Source organism: Synechococcus sp. HK01-R (assembly GCF_014217855.1).
GTDB lineage: Bacteria > Cyanobacteriota > Cyanobacteriia > PCC-6307 > Cyanobiaceae > Synechococcus_C.
This window is the reverse complement of record NZ_CP059059.1, coordinates 722,552-743,756: the sequence shown is the minus strand read 5'-3', so window position 1 is coordinate 743,756 and position 21,205 is coordinate 722,552. Positions and strand designations below refer to the sequence as shown.

At 63.9% G+C, this 21,205-nt stretch carries 15 protein-coding genes and 1 pseudogene; 9 read left to right on the top strand and 7 right to left on the bottom strand.

From position 1 onward, the window contains the following. Positions 1-13 precede the first annotated feature (13 nt). Positions 14-2,050, bottom strand: a complete 2,037-nt coding sequence (gene uvrB, locus H0O21_RS03870) for an excinuclease ABC subunit UvrB (RefSeq protein WP_185190444.1) — start codon at positions 2,048-2,050, stop codon at positions 14-16. A 120-nt stretch (positions 2,051-2,170) separates the two neighbouring features. Between uvrB and mutS the strand changes: the two genes are divergently transcribed. Further along, positions 2,171-4,900, top strand: coding sequence for a DNA mismatch repair protein MutS (gene mutS / locus H0O21_RS03865; RefSeq protein WP_185190443.1), 2,730 nt, complete (start codon positions 2,171-2,173; stop codon positions 4,898-4,900). Here mutS and H0O21_RS03860 read toward each other — a convergent pair. Both H0O21_RS03860 and H0O21_RS03855 read right to left on the bottom strand, forming a co-directional pair. Beyond that, positions 4,885-5,273: pseudogene (locus H0O21_RS03860) on the bottom strand (phage holin family protein). The gene mutS and the pseudogene H0O21_RS03860 overlap by 16 nt on opposite strands. A gap of 62 nt (positions 5,274-5,335) precedes the next feature. After that, positions 5,336-6,109 (bottom strand): DUF561 domain-containing protein, encoded by a 774-nt coding sequence (locus H0O21_RS03855; protein WP_185190442.1) that lies wholly within the window; start codon positions 6,107-6,109, stop codon positions 5,336-5,338. Between the two features lie 50 nt (positions 6,110-6,159). Between H0O21_RS03855 and tilS the strand changes: the two genes are divergently transcribed. The 3 genes from tilS to H0O21_RS03840 all read left to right on the top strand — a co-directional run bounded on the left by tilS (position 6,160) and on the right by H0O21_RS03840 (position 8,409). Continuing rightward, complete coding sequence (gene tilS, locus H0O21_RS03850; protein WP_185190441.1) at positions 6,160-7,164, top strand: tRNA lysidine(34) synthetase TilS; 1,005 nt, start codon at positions 6,160-6,162, stop codon at positions 7,162-7,164. 6 nt (positions 7,165-7,170) lie between these two features. Further along, positions 7,171-7,752: a hypothetical protein gene (locus H0O21_RS03845; RefSeq protein WP_185190440.1), complete on the top strand. Its 582-nt coding sequence runs from the start codon at positions 7,171-7,173 to the stop codon at positions 7,750-7,752. 252 nt (positions 7,753-8,004) lie between these two features. Continuing rightward, positions 8,005-8,409 (top strand): hypothetical protein, encoded by a 405-nt coding sequence (locus H0O21_RS03840; RefSeq protein WP_185190439.1) that lies wholly within the window; start codon positions 8,005-8,007, stop codon positions 8,407-8,409. Between the two features lie 168 nt (positions 8,410-8,577). Here H0O21_RS03840 and H0O21_RS03835 read toward each other — a convergent pair whose 3' ends face one another. Next, positions 8,578-9,735 (bottom strand): sulfotransferase family protein, encoded by a 1,158-nt coding sequence (locus H0O21_RS03835; protein ID WP_185190438.1) that lies wholly within the window; start codon positions 9,733-9,735, stop codon positions 8,578-8,580. A 52-nt stretch (positions 9,736-9,787) separates the two neighbouring features. Between H0O21_RS03835 and H0O21_RS03830 the strand changes: the two genes are divergently transcribed. The 3 genes from H0O21_RS03830 to H0O21_RS03820 are packed head-to-tail and all read left to right on the top strand — an operon-like array spanning position 9,788 to position 14,683. Further along, a complete protein-coding gene (locus H0O21_RS03830) occupies positions 9,788-10,495 on the top strand; it encodes a peptidylprolyl isomerase (protein WP_185190437.1) in 708 nt (235 codons plus the stop codon). Further along, complete coding sequence (locus H0O21_RS03825) at positions 10,492-13,458, top strand: ABC transporter transmembrane domain-containing protein (RefSeq protein ID WP_185190436.1); 2,967 nt, start codon at positions 10,492-10,494, stop codon at positions 13,456-13,458. Before H0O21_RS03830 ends, H0O21_RS03825 begins: the two co-directional genes overlap by 4 nt. Before the next feature lies 1 nt (position 13,459). After that, on the top strand, positions 13,460-14,683 hold the full coding sequence (locus tag H0O21_RS03820; RefSeq protein ID WP_185190435.1) for an HlyD family secretion protein: 1,224 nt from the start codon (positions 13,460-13,462) through the stop codon (positions 14,681-14,683). A gap of 14 nt (positions 14,684-14,697) precedes the next feature. Here H0O21_RS03820 and H0O21_RS03815 read toward each other — a convergent pair whose 3' ends face one another. The 3 genes from H0O21_RS03815 to H0O21_RS03805 are packed head-to-tail and all read right to left on the bottom strand — an operon-like array spanning position 14,698 to position 18,780. Next, entirely contained in the window at positions 14,698-16,779 is a 2,082-nt protein-coding gene (locus H0O21_RS03815; RefSeq protein WP_185190434.1) for a ribonuclease J, read from the bottom strand. A 52-nt stretch (positions 16,780-16,831) separates the two neighbouring features. Further along, a complete protein-coding gene (dapA, locus tag H0O21_RS03810; protein WP_185190433.1) occupies positions 16,832-17,740 on the bottom strand; it encodes a 4-hydroxy-tetrahydrodipicolinate synthase in 909 nt (302 codons plus the stop codon). Continuing rightward, the gene (locus H0O21_RS03805) at positions 17,737-18,780 is read right to left on the bottom strand and encodes an aspartate-semialdehyde dehydrogenase (RefSeq protein WP_255441119.1); all 1,044 of its coding nucleotides are present in this window, start codon (positions 18,778-18,780) and stop codon (positions 17,737-17,739) included. The genes dapA and H0O21_RS03805 overlap by 4 nt, the downstream gene beginning before the upstream one ends. Before the next feature lie 164 nt (positions 18,781-18,944). On the opposite strand from H0O21_RS03805, the gene tig reads away from it, so the two are divergent. Both tig and clpP read left to right on the top strand, forming a co-directional pair. After that, positions 18,945-20,408 (top strand): trigger factor, encoded by a 1,464-nt coding sequence (tig, locus tag H0O21_RS03800; RefSeq protein ID WP_185190432.1) that lies wholly within the window; start codon positions 18,945-18,947, stop codon positions 20,406-20,408. A 46-nt stretch (positions 20,409-20,454) separates the two neighbouring features. Then, entirely contained in the window at positions 20,455-21,144 is a 690-nt protein-coding gene (gene clpP, locus H0O21_RS03795; protein WP_131455158.1) for an ATP-dependent Clp endopeptidase proteolytic subunit ClpP, read from the top strand. Positions 21,145-21,205 lie beyond the last annotated feature (61 nt).

Here is a 21,205-nt window from a genome sequence, read left to right as displayed (position 1 = left end):
ACTGAGCGGCGCTTCAACCGCTCCCCACCAGCTTCTGACGCAGCTGCTTGATCCGATCCCGGAGGTTCGCCGCCTCCTCGAAGTCGAGCTTCTTGGCCGCCTCCTTCATCTTCGCTTCGAGCTGCTCAATCAGCTCCGGCAGGGCATCGAGGGCCATGCCGTCGGTGTCATCCTCCAGAGCCTTCACCGCCTTCCCGGCCACCTGCACCAGATCCGCATCGGGACCATCGGTCTTGAGTTTGCGGGACAGCTCCAGGAAGCTGAGGATCGAATTGCTCGCCTTCTTGCCCGCCGCCGTCGGCACGATCCCGTGCTTCTCGTTGTAAGCGTGCTGGATCTTGCGGCGGCGCTCGGTTTCCTCGATCGCCTTGGCCATCGAGTCGGTCATGTTGTCGGCATAGAGCAGCGCCACCCCCTCCACATGCCGAGCCGCGCGGCCAATCGTCTGGATCAGTGAGCGCTCCGCCCGCAGGAAACCCTCCTTATCGGCATCGAGGATCGCAACCAGCGACACCTCCGGCAGGTCCAGGCCTTCCCGCAGCAGGTTCACCCCCACCAACACGTCGTATTCACCAAGGCGCAGATCCTGAATGATCTCGATCCGCTCGATCGAGTGGATCTCCGAGTGCAGGTAACGCACCCGCACCTCGTTTTCGGCCAAATAATCCGTGAGGTCCTCCGCCATCCGCTTGGTGAGGGTGGTCACCAGCACCCGCTGTTGCTTGGCCGCCCGGCTGCGGATCTCGCCGAGCAAGTCATCCACCTGGCCCGTCGTCGGCCGCACCTCCACGATTGGATCCAGCACCCCCGTGGGCCGGATCACCTGTTGAGCCACCTGACCATCGCTCACCTTCAGCTCCCAGTCCCCCGGCGTGGCGCTCACAAACACGGTCTGACGCGCCTTCGTCCAGAACTCCTCCCCCTTGAGCGGGCGGTTGTCCGCCGCGCTGGGTAAACGGAATCCGTGCTCGATCAGCACCTTCTTACGCGCCTGGTCGCCGTTGTACATCGCCTGCAGCTGCGAGCAGGTCACGTGGCTCTCATCCACGATCAACAGCCAGTCGTCAGGGAAGTAATCGATCAGGCACTCCGGCGGGGTGCCCTCCTCGCGGCCGGCCAGGTGGCGGGCGTAGTTCTCCACCCCATTGCAGTAGCCCACCTGCTGGAGCATCTCCAGGTCGTAGGTGGTGCGTTGCTCGAGCCTTTGCGCCTCGAGCAACTTGCCTTCCGTGTTGAGCACATCCAAACGATCACGCAACTCCGTGCGGATCGCCTTGATCGCTGTGTCCAGTCGGTCCTTAGGGGTAACGAAGTGCTTGGCGGGGTAGATGTTGATCGACTCCAGGCTCTGGAGGATCTCGCCAGTGATGGGATCCACGTAGCGGATCGCCTCCACGTCATCACCGAACAGCTCGATTCGCACCAGCCGGTCTTCGTAGGCGGGGCCAATCTCAAGCACATCACCTTTGATCCGAAAGCGCCCGCGGGCGATCTCCGTGTCGTTGCGGCTGTATTGGTTGTTGACCAGTTCCCGCAGCTGGCTGCGGATGTTCAAGGTGTCGCCCACCTCAAACTTCACCGCCGCCTTGAGATATTCGCTTGGGATGCCCAGGCCGTAGATGCAGCTGATCGAGGCGACCACGATCACGTCGCGACGCTCGAACAGCGAACGGGTGGCCGAGTGGCGCAGCATGTCGATCTCCTCATTGATCGACGCCGTCTTGGCGATGTAGGTGTCGCTGACCGGGACGTAGGCCTCCGGCTGGTAGTAGTCGTAATAGGAGATGAAGTATTCGACGGCGTTGTGGGGGAAGAACTCCCTCAGCTCGTTGCACAGCTGGGCCGCCAGCGTCTTGTTGTGGGCGAGCACCAGCGCCGGCCGGCCGGTCTGGGCGATCACATTCGCCATCGTGAACGTCTTACCCGTGCCCGTGGCCCCGAGCAGGGTCTGAAAGCGCTCACCACCGTTGACCCCTTGCACCAACTGCTTGATCGCCGTCGGTTGATCACCCTTGGGTGAATAGGGCGCCGAGAGCTCGTAGGCGGGCATGACGTCGGGTGCCAACGGCCGGTCGTTCAGGTTACGGGGGATGGGAGAACAGTGAAAACCTGGAAGCAGCCAGGGCGGGATCGGTACGATCCCGTCGTTGCTCACGCCGGACTCGCCTCCATGCCACGGTCCGCCGCCCAACCTCCAGAACAGGCTCTGCAAGGCAATCTGTTTGGAGCGCCTGAGCCAGCCGAGCAACCCCAGCAGCGAGCGGGCGCCAGCCAGGACGCTTCAGCGACCGCAGACCTCAGTGATGCCAGCCTGAGCGCTGATGCCAGCCAACGGCCGCGCCAGCGCCGCGAACGAAGCGCCGAACTCGACCCTGAAGCAGTCAGCACCACGAGCCAGCCTGAGAGCGACGCAATCAGCGACGAACCGGCCTGGGCCCACCACAGCCAGGTGGACCCCCTGCAGCTCACACCGATGCTGCGCCACTACGTGGAGCTCAAGGCCGCCCACCCCGAGCGCGTACTGCTCTACCGGCTCGGAGATTTCTTTGAGTGCTTTTTCGACGATGCAGTTGAACTCTCGCGGGTGCTCGAACTCACCCTCACCGGCAAGGAGGGCGGCAAAGCGATTGGCCGTGTGCCCATGGCCGGCATTCCCCATCACGCCGCGGAGCGCTACTGCTCCGAGTTGATTCGCCGCGGCTACTCCGTAGCCCTCTGCGACCAGCTGGAGACCACCCCCGCCAAAGGCGCTCTGCTCAAACGCGACATCACCCGTGTGCTCACCCCGGGCACCGTGCTCGAGGAGGGCATGCTCCAGGCCCGCCGCAACAACTGGCTGGCGGCCGTGGTTGTGGAGCCAGCCAAGGGCAAGCAACCGTTCCGCTGGGGTCTGGCCCACGCCGATGTGAGCACCGGTGAGGTGCAGGTGATGGAGCAAACCGGTAGTGCTGGCCTGCACCAACGGCTGAGCCAACTGGAGGCTGCTGAGCTGCTCTGGGCCCCATCAGCAGACGACGACGCCAGCCCCTCATGGTGCCCCCAGCGCCTGCGGCTGACGCCGATGGCCACCACCCCCTTCAGCCGTCCGCAGGCGGAGCAGACCCTGCTGGATCACTACCGCCTGGCCAGTCTGGATGGCCTCGGCCTGGGGGATCTGCCCCTGGCCCTGCGAGCCGTCGGCGGACTGCTGCGCTACCTGCGCGACACCCAGCCCCTGGAGGACGACCTGAGCGTGCCCCTTGAGGTGCCCGCCATCGTGCACAGCGGTGAAGCCCTGATGCTCGACGCCCAGACCCGACGCAACCTGGAGCTCACCGCCACCCAGCGGGATGGACAGCTGCAGGGCTCCCTGCTCTGGGCCGTCGATCGCACCCACACGGCCATGGGTGGGCGCTGCCTGCGCCGCTGGATCGAAGCGCCGTTGATGAACCTCATCGCCATCCAGCAACGCCAGGCTGTGGTGACACTGCTGGTGGAGCAGCGCAACCTGCGCCAGGCCCTGCGCCGGCTGCTGCGACCGATGGGCGACCTGGAGCGGCTCGCCGGCCGGGCCGGTGCCGGCCATGCAGGCGCCCGTGATCTGGTGGCGATTGCCGATGGGCTTGAGCGGCTGCCCCAGCTGGCCGCGCGGCTCAACGGTGAACTCAACGATCGGCACCCCGAGTGGCTGCGGAATCTCTGCACCCCGGATCCTTCCTTAGCGGAGCTGGCTCAAGCGGTACGCCATGCCCTGATCGAGACCCCACCCCTGTCGCTCAGCGAAGGCGGCCTGATCCACGACGGCGTCGATCCCCTGCTCGATGGGCTGCGCAACCAGCTCGATGATCAAGACGCTTGGCTGGCGGAACAAGAGCGTCTCGAGCGCCAATCCAGCGGCAACGCCAATCTGCGCCTGCAGTATCACCGCACCTTCGGCTATTTCCTGGCGGTGAGCAAAGCCAAAGCCGCTGACGTTCCGGATCACTGGATCCGGCGTCAGACCCTCGCCAATGAGGAGCGCTTCATCACTCCCGAACTCAAGCAGCGGGAAGGCACGATCTTCCAGCTGCGGGCCCGCGCCTGCCAGCGGGAGTACGAGCTGTTCTGCCAGCTACGGGAGCAGGTGGGTGCCATGGCCGCTCCGATCCGTCAGGCCGCCCGAGCCGTGGCGGCCCTCGATGCGGTGGGTGGCCTCGCGGAGGTGGCGGCCACAAGCCGCTGGTGCGCGCCAACAATCAGCGATGGCCGCGAGCTGCAGATCACCGCCGGTCGGCACCCCGTGGTGGAGCAGCTGCTGGTGGAGCGCAACTTCACCGCCAACGACGTGCACCTGGGCGATGGCACCGATCTGGTGGTGCTCACCGGACCGAATGCCAGCGGCAAGAGCTGCTATCTCCGACAGATCGGCCTGATCCAGCTGCTGGCCCAGACCGGCAGCTGGGTGCCGGCCCAGGCAGCCGTGGTCGGCATCGCCGATCGCATCTTCACCCGCGTGGGTGCCGTCGACGATCTCGCCGCCGGCCAGTCCACCTTCATGGTGGAAATGGCCGAAACCGCCAACATCCTGCATCACGCCAGCGATCGCTCCCTGGTGCTGCTCGATGAAATCGGCAGGGGCACCGCCACCTTCGATGGCCTCTCGATCGCCTGGGCCGTGAGCGAACACCTGGCCGGGGATCTGCAGGCGCGCACGGTGTTTGCCACCCACTATCACGAGCTCAACAACCTGGCGGCGGAGCGAGCGAATGTGGCCAACTTCCAGGTGCTGGTGGAAGAAACCGGCGATGACCTGGTGTTTCTGCATCGGGTGCAGGCCGGTGGTGCCAGCCGCAGCTATGGCATCGAGGCCGCCCGGCTAGCCGGCGTGCCCCAGCCCGTGGTGCAAAGGGCCCGCCAGGTGCTCGATCAATTGGCGGCCTGAAGCCCCAGGGCCCGCAGCACGAAGGCGCTGATCAGGCTGTACACCACCGCCCCAAGGATCGCGCTGAACAGGCCGTTCTTCAGACGAAAACCAGTGATCAACCAGGCCGCTAGGCCAAACAGAATCACGGTGATCAGCCAGTTGAACAGAAACGACACCGGCGAGATCAACCCTCCCAGGGAAGTGATGGCCAGGCGGGCCCCAACAGCAGCTTGAGGGGCCCGATCAGCAAGGTGCCGAGCAGGCCGATCAGGATCGCCGCCCAGAGGGCCGTACCGAAGTTGGCCATTTCCACCCCAAGGGGCAGCGCCGCCACCAGCAACAACACCAGCGCACGGATCGGCCACTGGAGCAACCAGCCGAGGGTGTTCATCGCGGGCAGAGCATGGCTGACCGAACGCTAGAGACACCCCATCAAGCTGACCAGTTGAGTGATCACACCCGAGTGATGATGGCGCTGCCGAGCGCCTCACGCAGGCCACGCACCACGGCCACCATCGCCAGCTCATCGTTGAGGCGGTTCACAGCCGAACCCACACCCACACCCGCGGCACCGGCAGCGATCGCCATCGGCACAGTCACGGCCGAGAGGCCGGAAGCACAGAGCACAGGGGCCTCGAGACCGGCCTGTTGCAGAGCAGAGCTGATGCTGTGGGCGGCCGCCAGCGTGGGGGCGGCCTTCTCGATCAAGCCGAGGCTGCCGGCGCTGAAGGGCTTGGCGCTCGTGCCGCCTTCGGTCTGGATCAGGTCGGCACCGGCTTCCACCAGATCCACCGCGAGCTGCTCCTGCTGATCCATCGGCAGCACGTGGGGCACGGTCACGCTCAGCACCACCTCCGGCAACAGAGCCCTGGTCTGGCGGGTGAGTTCCAGCACCTCAGCCGCACCGAAGATGCGGCCCTGGGGATAGAAGGCATCGAAGTTGCCGATCTCTACCATCTGCGCACCGGCCGCCACCGCTGCCACAAACAGCTCGGGCTCAACCGACGACACACACACGGGCACGCCACCGGATTCGCGGATCGCCAGGGCCACCAGCGCGGGATCGCAGGCCACATCGATCAGATCAGCACCACCCAAGCCAGCAGCGCGGGCCACCCGGGCAACGGAGTCGGCATCAAAGTTCATCAGACCGGCGATCACCTTCAGGGCCGAACGCTGCGCAAGGCGCGCACTCAGGGCAGCAGGCAGGGAGCTGAGGCGGGTCATGATTTGGAATCGAATGCCTTGATTCTCCCACCGCACGCAGGCCGCACCCGATGGGCTGGACTCCCTGGCACGACCGCCTGCATCGCCGGCTCCTGGCACAGCCGGCGATGCTCCCCCGGGGCAGCCGTTTGCTGCTGGCCCTCTCCGGTGGCCAAGACTCGATGGCCCTGCTGGCCCTCCTGCGGGGCCTGCAGCCTCTGCATCACTGGCAGCTGCATCTCTGGCATGGCGACCACAGCTGGCATGCGGGATCCAGCCAAATCGCTCAGGAACTGCAGACCTGGTGCAGTGCTCAGGGTCTGGATCTGGCTGTAGGGCGTGCCGCGTTGGAGAACCCTGAGCGCAGCGAAGCCGGTGCCCGAGCTTGGCGTTATGGCGCACTCGCCGCCGAAGCCGAACGGCTCAGCGGCCTCTACCCCCACCACCCCTGCCAGATCGTGATCAGCGCGCACACCGCCAGTGACCGAGCCGAAACCCTGCTGCTGCAACTGGCCCGCGGCAGTGATCTTGCCGGGCTGGGCAGCCAACGCCACAGCCGAAGACTTTTCGAGGGAAGCGATCTGCAGCTGATCCGTCCCCTACGGGACTTCAGCCGCGCCGACACCGCCAGGGTCTGCAGCGAGCTGGCGCTGCCGATCTGGGACGACCCCAGCAACCGGGATCCGGCCTATGCCCGCAATCGCATTCGCGCCGAGGTGCTGCCGGTGCTGGAGCAATTGCACCCGGGCTGCAGCGGTCGACTGGCGGAGCTGGCGGAGCGGATGTCCCAACTGCAGGACACCCAAGCGAGCCTGAACGCTTTGGCCCTGGAGCACCTGAGCGTGACGGAGGGATCTCTCGACCGCCGCCGTTTCGGCAGCCTCCCGCTCGAAACCCGCCGCACCCTGCTGGCCCACTGGCTGCGGGTCAGGGGGGTGCCACCGCTCACCGCCTCCCAACTGGAAGAGCTGGCCCAAGCGACAGCGACCGGCAGCCCCGCCGCTGGCCGCGATCTGAGCGCAGGCTGGAGGATCCACTGGCGTGCAGACGCCCTACAACTGGAACAGCGCCCCTGAACCGCCTTGGATGCCGACTTTCAGCAGCGCTACCTGAGCGCCGAACAGGCCTATGGGGAAGGGAACTATCCCCAGGCGAAGGATCTGAGCACCACCCTTCTGGACGAACTCAATACAGCGGAAGCGGAGGGTCGTTCCGACGAGGCCCTGATCGCTTGGCGAGCTGTGCTCTCACTGCTGCTGGGCCACATCGAGTTCCATGGCTTCCAGGATCCAGCGGCGGCTGAGGCTCACTACCAGCGGGTGCTGAGCTGCCAGCCACCGGAGACCCTTCGAGAGCTGGCTGAGCAAGGCTTCGAGCGCTGCCTTCCTGCAGCCACAGCCAGTGTCAGCAAAGAGCAGTCACACGCCCTAATCCAAGATCCATTCCTGAGCGCCGATGCCGCTACGAGCCACCTGCAACCGTCAGCCATCGGTGTCATGGCTGCCACCCCGTGGCTGGACTCTCCGTCAACAGGTCAATCCAGAAGCACGCGCAGCGAACCCCTAGAGCCCACCCCAGAGCAGGAGGTTGTGATGCACCAGGACGCTCAACCGGAGCCAAGCACCATGGATCTCAGCCCCTTCCTGCTCCGCTACAGGCTGTAGCGATCAGCCCAAAGACAACGGCGAACACGTGACGTAGCGATTGCTACATCGTCATGTAGTTGAAAACACGCTTGCTGAAGCGAACACTTACAAGGTTGGGCAAGTTTTGTTTCTGATGCCGCAAGATCTGGCGCTTCAAGGCTTCTTCACTTCAGATCCTTTACGCCTCAGACCTAGAGCGTTGATGACGACAACCGCATCATCAACAGCGGTCTCAGCAACAGCAACCAAATCGTCCCCCTTCCTTCCACCATGGCCACAGTTTCCATCGACCTCGGCGGCGCCGAAATCGTCTCTTACGCCGCAGACCACAAGGTCGCCCTGGTGATCACCGGTGGCAATCAGCTGGCCGTAGTGAACCTCTCCAACCCCAGCTCCCCGAAGCTGGTGAAGAGCTACACCCTCGATGGCGATGCCCAGAGCGTCACCGTGAATGGTGACCTGGCTGCCGTGGCGATCGCCGGCAAGGAATCCCGGGAAGACGCTGGCCTGGTGGTCTTCTACAAGCTGAGCGGCAACGGCTCAAGCACCAAGATCCGCAACATCGGCAACGTGGTGGTGGGCACCCTTCCCGACTCCCTCAGCTTCAACGCCGACGGCACCAAGATCGTGGTGGCGAATGAAGCTGAGCTCACGACTCGGGATCACAACTGCTGAAGCCCGGTTCGCTGCTGCGGATTCTGAAGAATCGGTGGCCCTTTGACTTAAAGAACGGCCTAAGAGATCGACGCGGACATCGGTGAGGCGGAGCCGCTGGATCCAACCAGTAGGCGGGATAACCAAGGGCGCGCAGCAGCCGCACCCGGGATGGATCCGGGTCCCAGATCAGCTCCGCCTGCGCCAGTTGTTGCTGCCACTGCTGCGCCACTGCTGCGCCGCTGCTGGAGCGGGCACGGAAAAGTTCAGAGCTATCCGCCGCGTTGATGCTTCAGGGCAAACGCTGAGCGGTAACCGTCTGAGCCAGCGTCCAAGGCGCGGTTTCCAGCGGGAACGCCCTAGCACATGCACATGCACATGCACATGCACATGCACATGCACACAATTGCCCACAGGCAAGGGCGGATGGCGGCGGGGGGCTGGCCAGCTGTGATGCCGGTCGCACCAGGCTTGCCATCCATGGGGATCTGCCAGATCGCCAGCAGCAAACTCTGGATCCTGCTGCTCCAGCGACGGAATCCTTGCTCCAGGCCAGGGCTGCAGCGACCGCGCCCCTGCCAGCAAACGGCGACACCCCGCCTCAATCGGTTCATCCAAAGCCCTGGCCTGGAGCGGCGTGCGTCCACTGCGCTGCAGGCGTGGATCGATCAGAGCCAGGGCCTGCAACCGTTGCTCTTCCCTTGGCTGTAGCTCGGGTAGAGCCGTCAGCAGGCGCTCGAGCTGCTGCTCCGGAGAGCTGAACCAAGCGCTGTAATCAACGAACGTCAGCGCCTGGCCTGGCGGCAGTGCCGCCAGCACCTCCTGGTTGTGCAACCACCAAAGCCGCTGGGCGCGCAACGCATCCATCCCCGTCGCCACCCGATCGCGACGCATGAGTGACGTGACCACCTCCGCCGGATCTCGGATCGACAGCACCAGGTGCAGAGGCAGCTCCAGGGCCGCAGCCAAGCCAAGCCAGAGAGGCAGCAGCCGTGAGCTCCGTGGATCCTTGATCAGCCATGGGCCCTGCTGGCGCGCCTGTTCCACACTGAGCAAACGCTGCAACTGCGCGGCTGCCGCTCGTGTTGCTGGATGGTCGAGCCAGCCCTCCGGCAAGGGACGCAGTCCCTCCGCCGCGGGCCACCAGCGCTCCAGATCCATCAGCAACTGCTCCTGCAGATCCACCACCTCCCGCCACTCGAAATACCCCGAGGGGTTGTGGGCGTCGGCGGCGATCAAGGTGCCTGGCAGCGCCACCCCCAACCGCTGCAGGAGACCCGCTAACAGGGAGGTGCCGCTGCGATGCATCCCCAGCAACAAGATCAAGGGTGGCTGCACGCGACCCATCGCAAGCAAGACCGATTGTGCTGAGTATTGTTCGCCCAGATCAGACTCTGGCGTGCTTAACCCAACCCTTCCCGATCTGCAGCTACTGATCGGTGGTGCGGGGCTCGATCTCCTCCGCGAGCACAACCTGCTCGAAGCCCTGATCGAACGAATGCTGGTTAGCGAACTGATCCGAGACATCCAGCCCGACCCTGAAGCGCTGGCGGCTGCAACGGAGGCCTACGCCCGCCAGCAGGGGATCACCGCCGACGCCGTGCCCAGCGACGTGATCGAACGACCACTGCGCATGAGTCGTCTCGCGCGAGACCAGTTCGGCGCCAAAGCCGAAGCCCGTTTCCTCGTGGAAAAAAACCGGTTGGACCGTGTGGTTTACAGCCTTCTTCGGCTGAACAGACGCTCCCAGGCCCAGGAGCTCTATCTGCGCATCGCCCATGGAGAAGCCGATTTCAGCGAGTTGGCAGCTCGCTTCTCTCAAGGCACAGAGCGCAACACCAACGGCGTCGTGGGGCCGGTGCCCCTGAATCAATCCCATCCAGTGCTCTCGGAGAAATTGCGAGCCGCCAAGCCAGGTGCCCTGCTCGAACCCTTCAGCGTGGACCGCTGGTGGGTGGTTGCCCGGCTCGAACGCTTCGCACCAGCCACGTTCGATGAACGGATGGCCGATCAAATGAGCATGGAATTGCTTCAGGAGTGGGTGAAGCAGGTAACCTCCCGTACATTGGGCGCGCTTCAGGCTAACAGCGACGGTTCTGCGTCATGACCCAGACACCCGTTGGCCAGCTGATCCGGCAGGAAGCGATCCGCTGTCTGAGCAAAGCCGCCCAGGAGCGAGTGCTCCAACAGGCCCAACTGCTCTCGTTTGAGCTTGGTCAGCAGTTGGTGGAACCCGGCGTCATTCCGGGGCGGGTGCTGATCCTGATCCAGGGCCGCGCACGACTCGTCGGCCAGGATCAAGGTCGCCTTCTTTCCCTCGGCAAGTTTGAGCCCGGTGCTGTGCTGGGTGCGGCGAGCCTGATGAATGGTCGGGGTGTCGAAAACCTGATCGCCAGTGATTCACTCACCGCGGCAGCGATCAGCGATGAGCTCTGGGCCGAGCTCTACCAAGAGGAAGACAGCTTCCGCCGCTGGTGTGATGCCCAGCTCTGGGCCTCGGAAACCACCGCTCTGATTCAGGATCTGCAGGAGCGCAACGCCCGGGCCGACCACACCTCTCTACAACTGCTCCAAGAAGCCCTGCGAGAAGCCCGAAGGGTGCCCCTCGATGCAGCAGCAATCCAAGAGGCAGAGACATCGAACCGCCAGGTGTTTCTGACCTCGGCCTGGGCCGGTTGCACCCCAGGTGAACGCCTGAATCCATCGGCACTGCCGCCCGCTAGCCAACCGTTCCCGGCACGCCTCATCAGTCTGCCAACGGCTCTTGTTGAGCAGATCACCAACAGCGAACCGCAGGGCGCCGAAGCAACAGCCAGCAGCGGCGAGCTCACTGCCACGACGACAGAAGCGGCAAACAGTGCACGGGTCCCCACTCCCGCGGGTCCAGCACCGGTCAGCCGCTTCAGCCCCGATGCCGACCTGCTCGATCAGTTGCGTCTGATCCGCGCCGAGGGCGTGCTCCAGGAAACCCTGGCCTGCTTCCAGATGTTGGCGCAACTCATGAAGCTGCCCTTCCGCCGCGATGCGATCGAAAAGGTGCTGCGGGAGATGACGCGCCGCGGGCAGGAACCAAATCTGCGCCTCTGCGGCCAGATCGCCGCAGGCCTTGGCTTGCATGTGTCCGGTGCCCGGGTTGCCGCCGCCATGGGGACCCGCCTGCAGACTCCCACCCTGGTGCCCTGGGGGGGCAGCTTCGCCCTAGTGGCACGCAGCAACCAAAGCGGTCTCGTCCTCGCCTCCCCCCGGGACGGCATCGTTGAACTGGCTCCCGAGCAACTGGACGACGCCTTCCCCGATGGCCTCGATGTGCTGCTGCTGGAGCGCTCCAACGCCACCCTCAACCAGAGCTTCGGACCCTCCTGGTTCTGGCCGGCCCTGCGCCGCTACCGCGGCGTGCTCGTGCAGGTGCTGATCGCCAGCTTCGTGGTGCAACTCTTTGCCCTGGCCAACCCCCTGCTGATCCAGGTGATCATCGACAAGGTGATCAGCCAGCGCAGTCTCGACACCCTTCAGGTGCTGGGGATTGCCCTCGTGGCCGTGACCCTGCTGGAGGGAGTGCTCGGCAGCCTCAAGACGTTCCTGTTCTCGGAAACGACCAACCGCATCGATCAACGCCTCGGCGCCGAAGTGATCGATCACCTGCTCCGTTTACCACTCGGCTACTTCGACAAACGCCCCGTCGGTGAACTGGGCTCCCGGATCAGCGAGCTCGAAAAGATCCGCAACTTCCTGACCGGTCAGGCACTCACCACGCTTCTCGATGCCGCCTTCTCGGTGATTTACATCGTGGTGATGGTGGTCTACAGCTGGCTGCTCACCCTGATTGCCCTGGCGGTGCTGCCGATTCAGATCGCTCTCACCCTGATCGGCGCGCCTTTATTCCGCCGTCAGTACCGCCAAGCCGCGGAGGCCAACGCCAAGACCCAGAGCCATCTGGTGGAAGTGCTCACCGGCATTCAGACCGTGAAGAGCCAAAACGTGGAGATGGTGAGTCGCTTCTCCTGGCAGGAGCTGTATGCCACCTACATCAACCGCTCGTTCGAGAAAACGATCAGCGGCACCGTCCTCAACCAGACCTCCCAGGTGCTGCAAAAGCTCTCGCAGCTGCTGGTGCTCTGGGTCGGCGCCACCCTGGTGCTGAGCGGAGAACTCACCATCGGCCAGCTGATCGCCTTCCGGATCATCTCCGGCTACGTGACGCAGCCGCTGCTGCGCCTCTCCAGCATCTGGCAAAGCATCCAGGAGCTCAAGGTGAGCTTCGAACGTCTCGCCGATGTGATCGACACCCCCCAGGAATCCGACGCCCTCGACAAGGCCAAGGTGCCCCTGCCTCCGATCGAGGGGGACGTGAGCTTCGAAAACCTCAGCTTCCGTTTCCTTCCCGATATGGATCCGGTTCTCAAAGACGTGAACCTGCACGTCAAGGCGGGCACCTTTGTGGGCATTGTCGGCCAGAGCGGCAGCGGCAAGAGCACCCTGATGAAATTGCTGCCCCGCCTGTACGCCCCCGAGGAGGGTCGGATCCTGATCGATGGCTACGACATCGACAAGGTGGAGCTGTACTCCCTGCGCCGCCAGATCGGCATCGTGCCCCAGGACCCCCTGCTGTTCTCTGGCTCGATCAGCGACAACATTGCGCTCACCCAGCCCGATGCCGGCAGCGACGAAATCGTGATGGCCGCAAAGTTGGCCGATGCCCACGACTTCATCATGGGTCTGCCCAATGGCTACAGCACCCCCGTGGGTGAACGCGGAGCCTCCCTCAGCGGCGGACAGCGGCAACGGATCGCGATCGCCCGCACCCTGCTGAGCAACCCCAAGCTGCTGGTGATGGATGAAGCCACCAGCGCCCTCGACTACGAAACCGAGCGAAGGGTCTGCGACAACCTCGTCGGAGCTCTGCAGGACTGCACCGTTTTCTTCATCACCCACCGCCTCGCCACCGTGCGCCGGGCTGACCTGATCGTGGTCATGCACCTGGGCGTGGTGGCCGAGGTGGGCAGTCACGACGAACTGATGGAACGTCGGGGTCGCTACTACGCGCTGTATCGCCAGCAGGAGGCCGGTTGAGATGAGTCCGTTCCAATCCAATAACCCGATCGGTGGTTTAATCCGCAAGGCTCAGGATCAGCTCGAGCGTCGTGCCGGTTCCCTCACCCACAACGAATCGGTGCTTCAGCAGGACCGCATCTGGCTGCGCTCCGTCACCTGGGGGTTGGTCGGCACCACGTTGATCGGCATCGGCTGGCTGGCGATCGCCCGCACCGAAGAGGTGGTGGTAGCCCAGGGCAAACTCGAGCCTGTCGGCAACGTCAAAGACCTTCAGATCCCGTCCGGAGGTGTGGTCAAGGCAATCCTGGTGAAGGGTGGCGACCGAGTGAAGAAAGGCCAGGTGCTGATCGAGCTCGATCAGAAGAGCAGCAGCCAAGAACTGAAGTCGCTCCAGGAATCCCAGCGCCTCAAGCAGCAGCAGCTCTCCCAGAAGCAACAGCAACTGCTGCTCAAGCAACAGGAGAAGGCACGGAGCAACGAGATCAACCGTGAGCAGATCAGCAACCTCAAGGCCCGTCTTGCCCTCGAAGAGAAGATCCTGAGTCGTCTCTCCAAACTGGCCAAAGAAGGCGCCTCCTCAGAACTGCAGTACCTGCAGCAGCAAAACAAGGTGGAGGAACTGCGCGGCAGCGTGAGCAAGGAGATGGTGGAAGGCCGGCGCCAACAAAGCGTGCTTGACCAGCAGATCGAACAGATCAATGCCGAAACCGCTGGTCTGCGCAGCGACCTGGCCCAGCTGCGCTCCCAGATCACCCAGGCGGAGGTGACCCTCGGCTACCAGTCCCTGCGAGCCCCGGTCGATGGAGTGGTGTTCGACCTCAAGCTCACCACGCCAGGCTTTGTGGCCCAAACTGGCGAACCAGCCCTGAAGGTGGTGCCGTTCAACACCCTCGAGGCCGATGTGGAAATCCCCAGCAGCAAGATCGGTTTCGTGCGCAGGGGCCAACCAGCCGAGATCAGCATTGATTCCTTCCCTGCCACCGATTTCGGCGTACTGGAAGGCAGTGTGGCGTCGGTGGGATCCGATGCCCTCGCCCCCGACGCCCAGAAGGGCCGCCAGGAGTACCGCTTTCCGGCCACGATCAAGCTCGACAGCCAGCAACTCAAGCTGAAGAACGGCAGCAGCCTGCCCTTGCAGGTGGGCATGTCGCTCACCGCCAACATCAAGCTGCGTAGCGTCAGCTATCTGCAGCTGCTGCTCAACACCTTCCGCAGCAAGACTGACTCACTGCGGGAGATCTGAGTCTTGATCGGCCCTCAGGCCGCCGCCGAACGGCGGCGGCGGGTGCGACCGGCCGGCATGTCCTGATCCGGGTCGGGCTTGGCCCCCACCCCCTTGGTGGCAACAGCAGTCTTGGTGGCAATAGCCTGGGCCGCGACAGCCTTCTCGGCAGTGGATGCCGGAGTCGACGCCGCTGGAGCTGACTGGCCCGCAGCTGCAGGAGCCGGTACCGCCTTGACGGGGGCAGGAGCGCGGTCGCGGTCGCGACGCCCCTGGCCGTGATGGCCACCACCACCGTGACCGCCACGGCCACCGCGGCCCCGGGGTGCCGGACGATCATCAGGCTCGGCATCGGCGCGGCCCTTGTACACCGGCGTGCCACCGGGAGCGGGCTGCACCAGGCAAAGAATCAAAGGCTCCACCTGCAACTCGCGGCGCATACGCCGGCCCAGGCCCACCTCAACCTCGCGCTGCACACCCATCCAATCCACTTCAGGGGCCTTGCCGCCGGTGTTGCGGGTGAGCTGCTTCCAGCGGTTCTCCAGAACCCAGCTGATTTCCCGTTCGGTCCACAGCGACATCTTGCGGGCATCCGCCGTGGTCACCACACCACGCAGATTCACCCGAGGGGGAGCGACCATGGCCCCATCCGTACTGATCGCCGCCAGGATCGTCACGATGCCGTCTTCGGCGAGCTGCTGTCGCTCCTTCAGCACACGAGCATCAACAATGCCGTTGCGCGACTGATCGAGCAGCTCAATACCGGCCTTGACCGGATCACCCTTGCGGATCGACTCAGCCGTGAGCTCGACCACATCACCGTTTTCAATGATCAGGGTGTTGTCTTCCGGCACACCCATGGAGTGACCAGTCTTGGCGTGGCAGACGAGCATGCGGTGCTCACCGTGCACCGGCACGAAGAACTTGGGCCTGGTGAGAGCCAGCATCAACTTCTGGTCTTCCTGGAAGCCATGGCCCGACACGTGAATGCCCTCGCCCTTGCCATAGACCACCTTCGCCCCAAGCATCATCAGGCGGTCGATCGTGTTGACCACGGAGATCGTGTTTCCAGGAATTGGGCTGGCCGAGAAGATGATCGTGTCGGTGGTTTTCACCTTCACCTGAGGGTGCTCACCACGGGAAATCCGGCTCAGGGCAGCCAACGGTTCCCCCTGGCTTCCGGTCATCAGCAACAGGGTTTCGCGATCAGGCACATCATTGATTTGCTTGATCGGCACAAACAGATCATCCGGAGCGCGCATGTAGCCGAGCTCCCGCGCCTTCGCGATCACGTTCAGCATGGATCGGCCAAGCAGACCCACCTTGCGGCCGTTCTTGAGGGCCAGCTCCAGGATCATCGACACCCGGTGAATCGAACTGGCGAAGGTGGTGACGATGACCCGACCTTCCGCCTGGGCCATGTGACGATCCAGGTTGGGGAAGACCGAACGCTCCGGCGGGCAGAAGCCAGGTACCTCGGCATTGGTGGAATCGCTGAACAGGCACAGCACGCCGTTGTCGCCGTGGTGAGCGAGACGGGCCAAGTCGAAATGCTCCCCATCCACGGGGGTGTGATCGAACTTGAAGTCGCCCGTGAAGATGATCGTGCCCACAGGCGTCGTGATCGCCAGCGAGAAGCTGTCGGCCATCGAGTGGGTGTTGCGGATGAACTCCACCGAGAAATGCTGACCGACCCGCACCACATCACGGGGACCGACGGTCTGCAGGGTGGTGCGATCGCTCACACCGGCCTCATCCATCTTTCCGGTGAGCATCGATAGGGCCAGCCGAGGCCCGTAGATCACCGGGATGTTGAAGTGCTTGAGGTGGTGGGCAATGCCACCGATGTGGTCTTCATGACCGTGGGTCACGATCATGCCCCGGATCCGTTTCTGGTTCTGGCGCAGGAAACTGGTGTCGGGCAGCACCACATTCACGCCGTGCATGCCATCGCTCGGGAAGGCCAGGCCGGCATCCACCAGCATCAGGTCATCGCCGTACTCGAACACGCAGGTGTTCTTGCCGATCTCGTGCAGTCCCCCGAGGGGAATCACGCGCAGACAGGGCTCCTGGGCGGCGGTCGCGCCATTGCGGGACGTAGAGATCGAAGCAGTCATGAATGTCAGATGAATCGAAGAACAAAGGCGTGATCGCCGGCCAGCCGTGGCGTCAGGTCTGACGCAGGGCAGACAGGGTTTGGATCAGGTCATCGCGCATGGCGGTCTCCAGGGGAACAAGGGGAAGACGGGGGGCTCCAACGGGCCAACCACTGGCCTCAAGGGCGGCTTTCACCGGAATCGGATTCGTGGTGGCGAACAGGGCCCGGAACAAGGGGAGCAACTGTTCATGCAGGCCGAGGGCCTCGGCATTGCGGCCACTGAGCTGGGCTTCGATCATGGCGCGCAGGCGCCGGCCCACCAGGTGACTGGCCACGCTGACCACGCCGACGGCACCGACGGCCAGCATCGGCAGCGTCAAGGCGTCATCCCCGCTGTAGACGGCAAGCCGGGCACCGCAACTCAGGCGCAGCTGGCTCACCTCATCGGTGCTGCCACTGGCGGCCTTGAAACTCACGACGTTGGCGCAATCCATGAGTCGAGCCACCGTGGACGGCACCATCGAACAGCCGGTGCGGCCGGGGATGTTGTAAAGCATCAACGGCAACTCGGGGGCTGCCTCGGCCACGGCCCGGAAATGGGCCTCCAGCCCCTCCTGAGGAGGCTTGTTGTAGTAAGGCACCACCACCAAGGCCCCATCGGCCCCGGCAGCCGCCGCCTCTCGGGTGGCCTCCACCGCCTCGGCGGTGCTGTTACTGCCTGTGCCCGCCAGCACCTTCACCCCAGAGCCCACCGCCTGACGCACGGCCTCCAGCAGCTGCACCTGCTCCTGCCAGCTCAAGGTGGGGGATTCACCCGTGGTGCCGCACACCACAAGACCATCGGATCCCTCGTCGACGAGATGGCGGGCGAGACGACCGGCCAAGGCCAGGTCAACCCGGCCGTCGGCATCGAAAGGAGTGACCATCGCCGTGAGCAGACGGCCGAAGGGGGTGGGAGAGAGGGCTGCGGAGAGGGTCATGCGTTAATCAGCAGTTCGGCAATCTGGATCGCGTTGAGGGCCGCGCCCTTGCGAATCTGGTCACCGCAGAGCCAGAACTCCAGGGCGTTGGGATCACTGATGTCTTGACGGATCCGACCCACCGCCACGGGATCGCGGCCGGTCACATCCGTGGGCATCGGGAAACGGTTGCACTCGGGCTGCTCAATCAGCTCGACCCCTGGAGCTGCCGCCAGGAGGGCACGGGCCTCCTCCACAGGGAACGGCTGCTCAAACTCCACATTCACCGCCTCTGAGTGGGCACGCAGCACGGGCACGCGAACGCAGGTGGCCGTGAAACGCAACGCAGGGAGATCCATGATCTTGCGGGTCTCATTGACCATCTTCATCTCCTCTTCGCAGTAGCTGTTGGCTTGCAGCGGCGAGTTATGGAGAAACAGGTTGAAGGCGAGGGAATGGGGCAGCACTTCACTCTTGGCTTCACCTCCGTCCAACACCACACGACTGAGGGTCTGAAGTTCTTCCATGGCCCGGGCACCGGCACCGCTGGCCGACTGATAGGTGCTCACCACAACACGACGCATGGGTCGTTTCGCTGCCAGGGGAGCGAGCGCGAGGGTGAGCAGGATCGTTGTGCAGTTGGGATTGGCGATGACGCCCTGATGCTTGAAGGCCGCCTTCGGATTCACCTCAGGCACCACCAGCGGCACACCGTCCTCCATGCGAAAGGCGCTGGAGTTGTCCACCATCAGGGCGCCGGCCTGAGTAATCGCCTGGCGCCATTGTCGCGAGACCGAACCACCAGCAGAGGCGAGCACCAAGTCCACCCCTTCGAAGGAGGCAGCCGTCACTTCCTGAACCGAATGCTCCTGCCCCTTCCAGCTCTGGGTCGTTCCAGCAGAGCGGGCTGAAGCAAGCAATCGCAGCTCACCAACCGGAAATGCACGCTCATCCAGCAGCTGCAAAAGCTCCTGTCCCACTGCACCACTGGCACCGAGCACGGCGACGGTTAAGGGGCGATTCGGCAGAGAAGCGGTGGGGTTCGACGGAGAGGGAGACAAGCGGTGGGTTTTAGAACTGCAATGACGACGCTGGCCCCTGGCCACGATCGGAATCCAGCAGCAGCGCCAGGCTGGAGCATCCGATGAAACGTTGCCCTCACAATACGTGGCGATCCACGGACTGACGCTTCCATAAAGTGTTGGGCTGCCCGAACTACTCCTGCATGAGCGCCGCGTCCCTGAAGGTCAAGACCACCGCCCGTCCGGGCAGCCGCCTGGCGGTGGAAGTGGCAGTTCCTGCGGAGCGTTGCAAGGAGAGCTACGAAGCAGCGGTGACCCGCCTCAGCCGCAGCATCAATCTGCCTGGTTTCCGTAAAGGCAAGGTGCCCCGGGCGGTGCTGTTGCAGCAGATCGGCCCGCTGCGGATCCGAGCCACCGCCCTGGAAGCCATTGTCGACGGAGTCTGGCGGGAGGCCATCGAACAAGAACAGATCGAAGCCCTGGGGCAACCCGATCTGACCGGCGGATTTGAGAGCCTGCTGGAAGCTTTTGACCCCGGTAAGGCCCTCACGCTCACGCTCGAAACCGACGTGGCTCCAGTGCCGAAACTCAAAACCACCAAAGGGCTGAAGGCCGAAGCGGAAGCCGTCAGCTTTGATCCTGCTCAGGTGGACGACATGCTGGATCAATCCCGCAAGCAGATGGCCACGCTGGTGCCGGTGGACAACCGTGCCGCCGCCAACGGTGATGTGGCCGTCGTGGGCTTCAAAGGCACCTACGCCGATGACGGCAATGAGATCGAGGGTGGCAGCGCCGACTCGATGGATGTGGAACTGGAGGACGGGCGGATGATCCCGGGCTTCGTGGAAGGGATCGTCGGCATGGCCATCGGCGATGAGAAAACCGTCGACTGCCAGTTCCCAGAGGATTACCCCAAAGAGGATGCCCGCGGTCGCAAGGCCAGCTTCGTGATCAGCCTCAAGGACCTCAAGACCCGCGAACTGCCTGAGCTCGACGACGCCTTCGCCAAGCAGGCCAGCGATAAGGAGACGATGGCGGAGCTGCGTGAAGAACTGGAGAAGCGCCTCAAGGACGACGCCGAGCGACGCCAGAAGAGCAATCGCCACGACGCCCTGCTGGCCGCCCTTGTGGAGCAGCTGGAGGTGGATCTGCCTGAAAGCCTGGTGCAGCAGGAAGTGCGCAACCTGGTGGAGCAGACCGCTGGCCAGTTCGCCCAGCAGGGCATGGATGTGAAATCCCTGTTCACCCCGGAGCTGGTGCGCTCCTTGATGAACTCCTCCAGACCCGAAGCCGAAGAGCGGCTCCGTCGCAGCCTCGCCCTCAGTGCTCTGGCCGAAGCGGAAGACCTCAAGGTGGAGGACACAGAAATCGAAGCCAAGCTCAAGGAGGTGAAGCGCCAGCTCTCCGGTGAACGCGACATCGATCCGGCACGGCTGCGCCAGGCCGTGATCGACGACCTGCTGCGCGACAAATTGCTCGGCTGGCTGGAAGAGAACAACACCGTGGTCGAGAAGGCCCCTGAGAGCTCCGAGGCTGAAACCGCCAAGGAGAAGAAACAACCAGAGGCGAAAGCGAAAACCGGCACAAGCAAGGCTTCCACCAAGGCCACCGGCACCGCCAAAGCGAAAAGCAGCAAAGCCAAGGCCGATGGGGACGCCGACGGCTGATCAGCACCCATAGATTGAGCCTGTACAGGAACCCGCCAGCTGCCGCGTGATCGACGCCCGTCACCACCATCCGATCCAGAACCGCTGGCGGGGCATCAGCCCCGTCTCAGCCATGCCATCGGCCTCCCCTGGTGTGCTGCCCACCGTGGTGGAACAGTCGGGTCGAGGCGAACGGGCTTTCGATATCTATTCGCGTCTTCTCCGGGAGCGGATCATCTTTCTCGGAACTGGAATCGATGACCAAGTTGCGGATGCCCTAGTGGCTCAGCTCTTGTTCCTGGAAGCTGAGGATCCTGAAAAAGACATTCAGATCTATATCAATTCCCCCGGTGGCTCGGTCACGGCCGGACTAGCGATCTACGACACCATGCAGCAGGTTGCTCCTGACGTGGTGACCATCTGCTATGGATTGGCTGCCTCCATGGGCGCCTTCCTGCTCTCCGGTGGCTGCAAGGGCAAGCGCCTCGCCCTGCCAAATGCCCGGATCATGATCCACCAGCCCCTCGGTGGCGCCCAAGGCCAGGCTGTCGACATCGAGATCCAAGCCCAGGAGATCCTGTTCCTCAAAGACACCCTCAACGGTCTGATGGCCGAGCACACGGGCCAGCCCCTCGAAAAAATCGCTGAAGATACAGACCGCGATTACTTCCTTTCTCCAGCAGAGGCGGTTGAATACGGATTGATCGACCGGGTGGTGGACAGTCTCGCGGACGGAGGAATCGTTACGGAGGGCTGACATCGCGCAGCTCCACGGCGATCCTGGGAATCCGGACCGCGACCATCCGTCGATCCGACTG

Coding starts and splice junctions, on each gene's coding strand:
- uvrB (WP_185190444.1), bottom strand. CDS start 2,050: ATGCCCGCCTACGAGCTCTCGGCGCCCTATTCACCCAAGGGTGATCAA.
- mutS (WP_185190443.1), top strand. CDS start 2,171: ATGCCACGGTCCGCCGCCCAACCTCCAGAACAGGCTCTGCAAGGCAAT.
- H0O21_RS03855 (WP_185190442.1), bottom strand. CDS start 6,109: ATGACCCGCCTCAGCTCCCTGCCTGCTGCCCTGAGTGCGCGCCTTGCG.
- tilS (WP_185190441.1), top strand. CDS start 6,160: ATGGGCTGGACTCCCTGGCACGACCGCCTGCATCGCCGGCTCCTGGCA.
- H0O21_RS03840 (WP_185190439.1), top strand. CDS start 8,005: ATGGCCACAGTTTCCATCGACCTCGGCGGCGCCGAAATCGTCTCTTAC.
- H0O21_RS03835 (WP_185190438.1), bottom strand. CDS start 9,735: ATGGGTCGCGTGCAGCCACCCTTGATCTTGTTGCTGGGGATGCATCGC.
- H0O21_RS03825 (WP_185190436.1), top strand. CDS start 10,492: ATGACCCAGACACCCGTTGGCCAGCTGATCCGGCAGGAAGCGATCCGC.
- H0O21_RS03820 (WP_185190435.1), top strand. CDS start 13,460: ATGAGTCCGTTCCAATCCAATAACCCGATCGGTGGTTTAATCCGCAAG.
- H0O21_RS03815 (WP_185190434.1), bottom strand. CDS start 16,779: ATGACTGCTTCGATCTCTACGTCCCGCAATGGCGCGACCGCCGCCCAG.
- dapA (WP_185190433.1), bottom strand. CDS start 17,740: ATGACCCTCTCCGCAGCCCTCTCTCCCACCCCCTTCGGCCGTCTGCTC.
- tig (WP_185190432.1), top strand. CDS start 18,945: ATGAGCGCCGCGTCCCTGAAGGTCAAGACCACCGCCCGTCCGGGCAGC.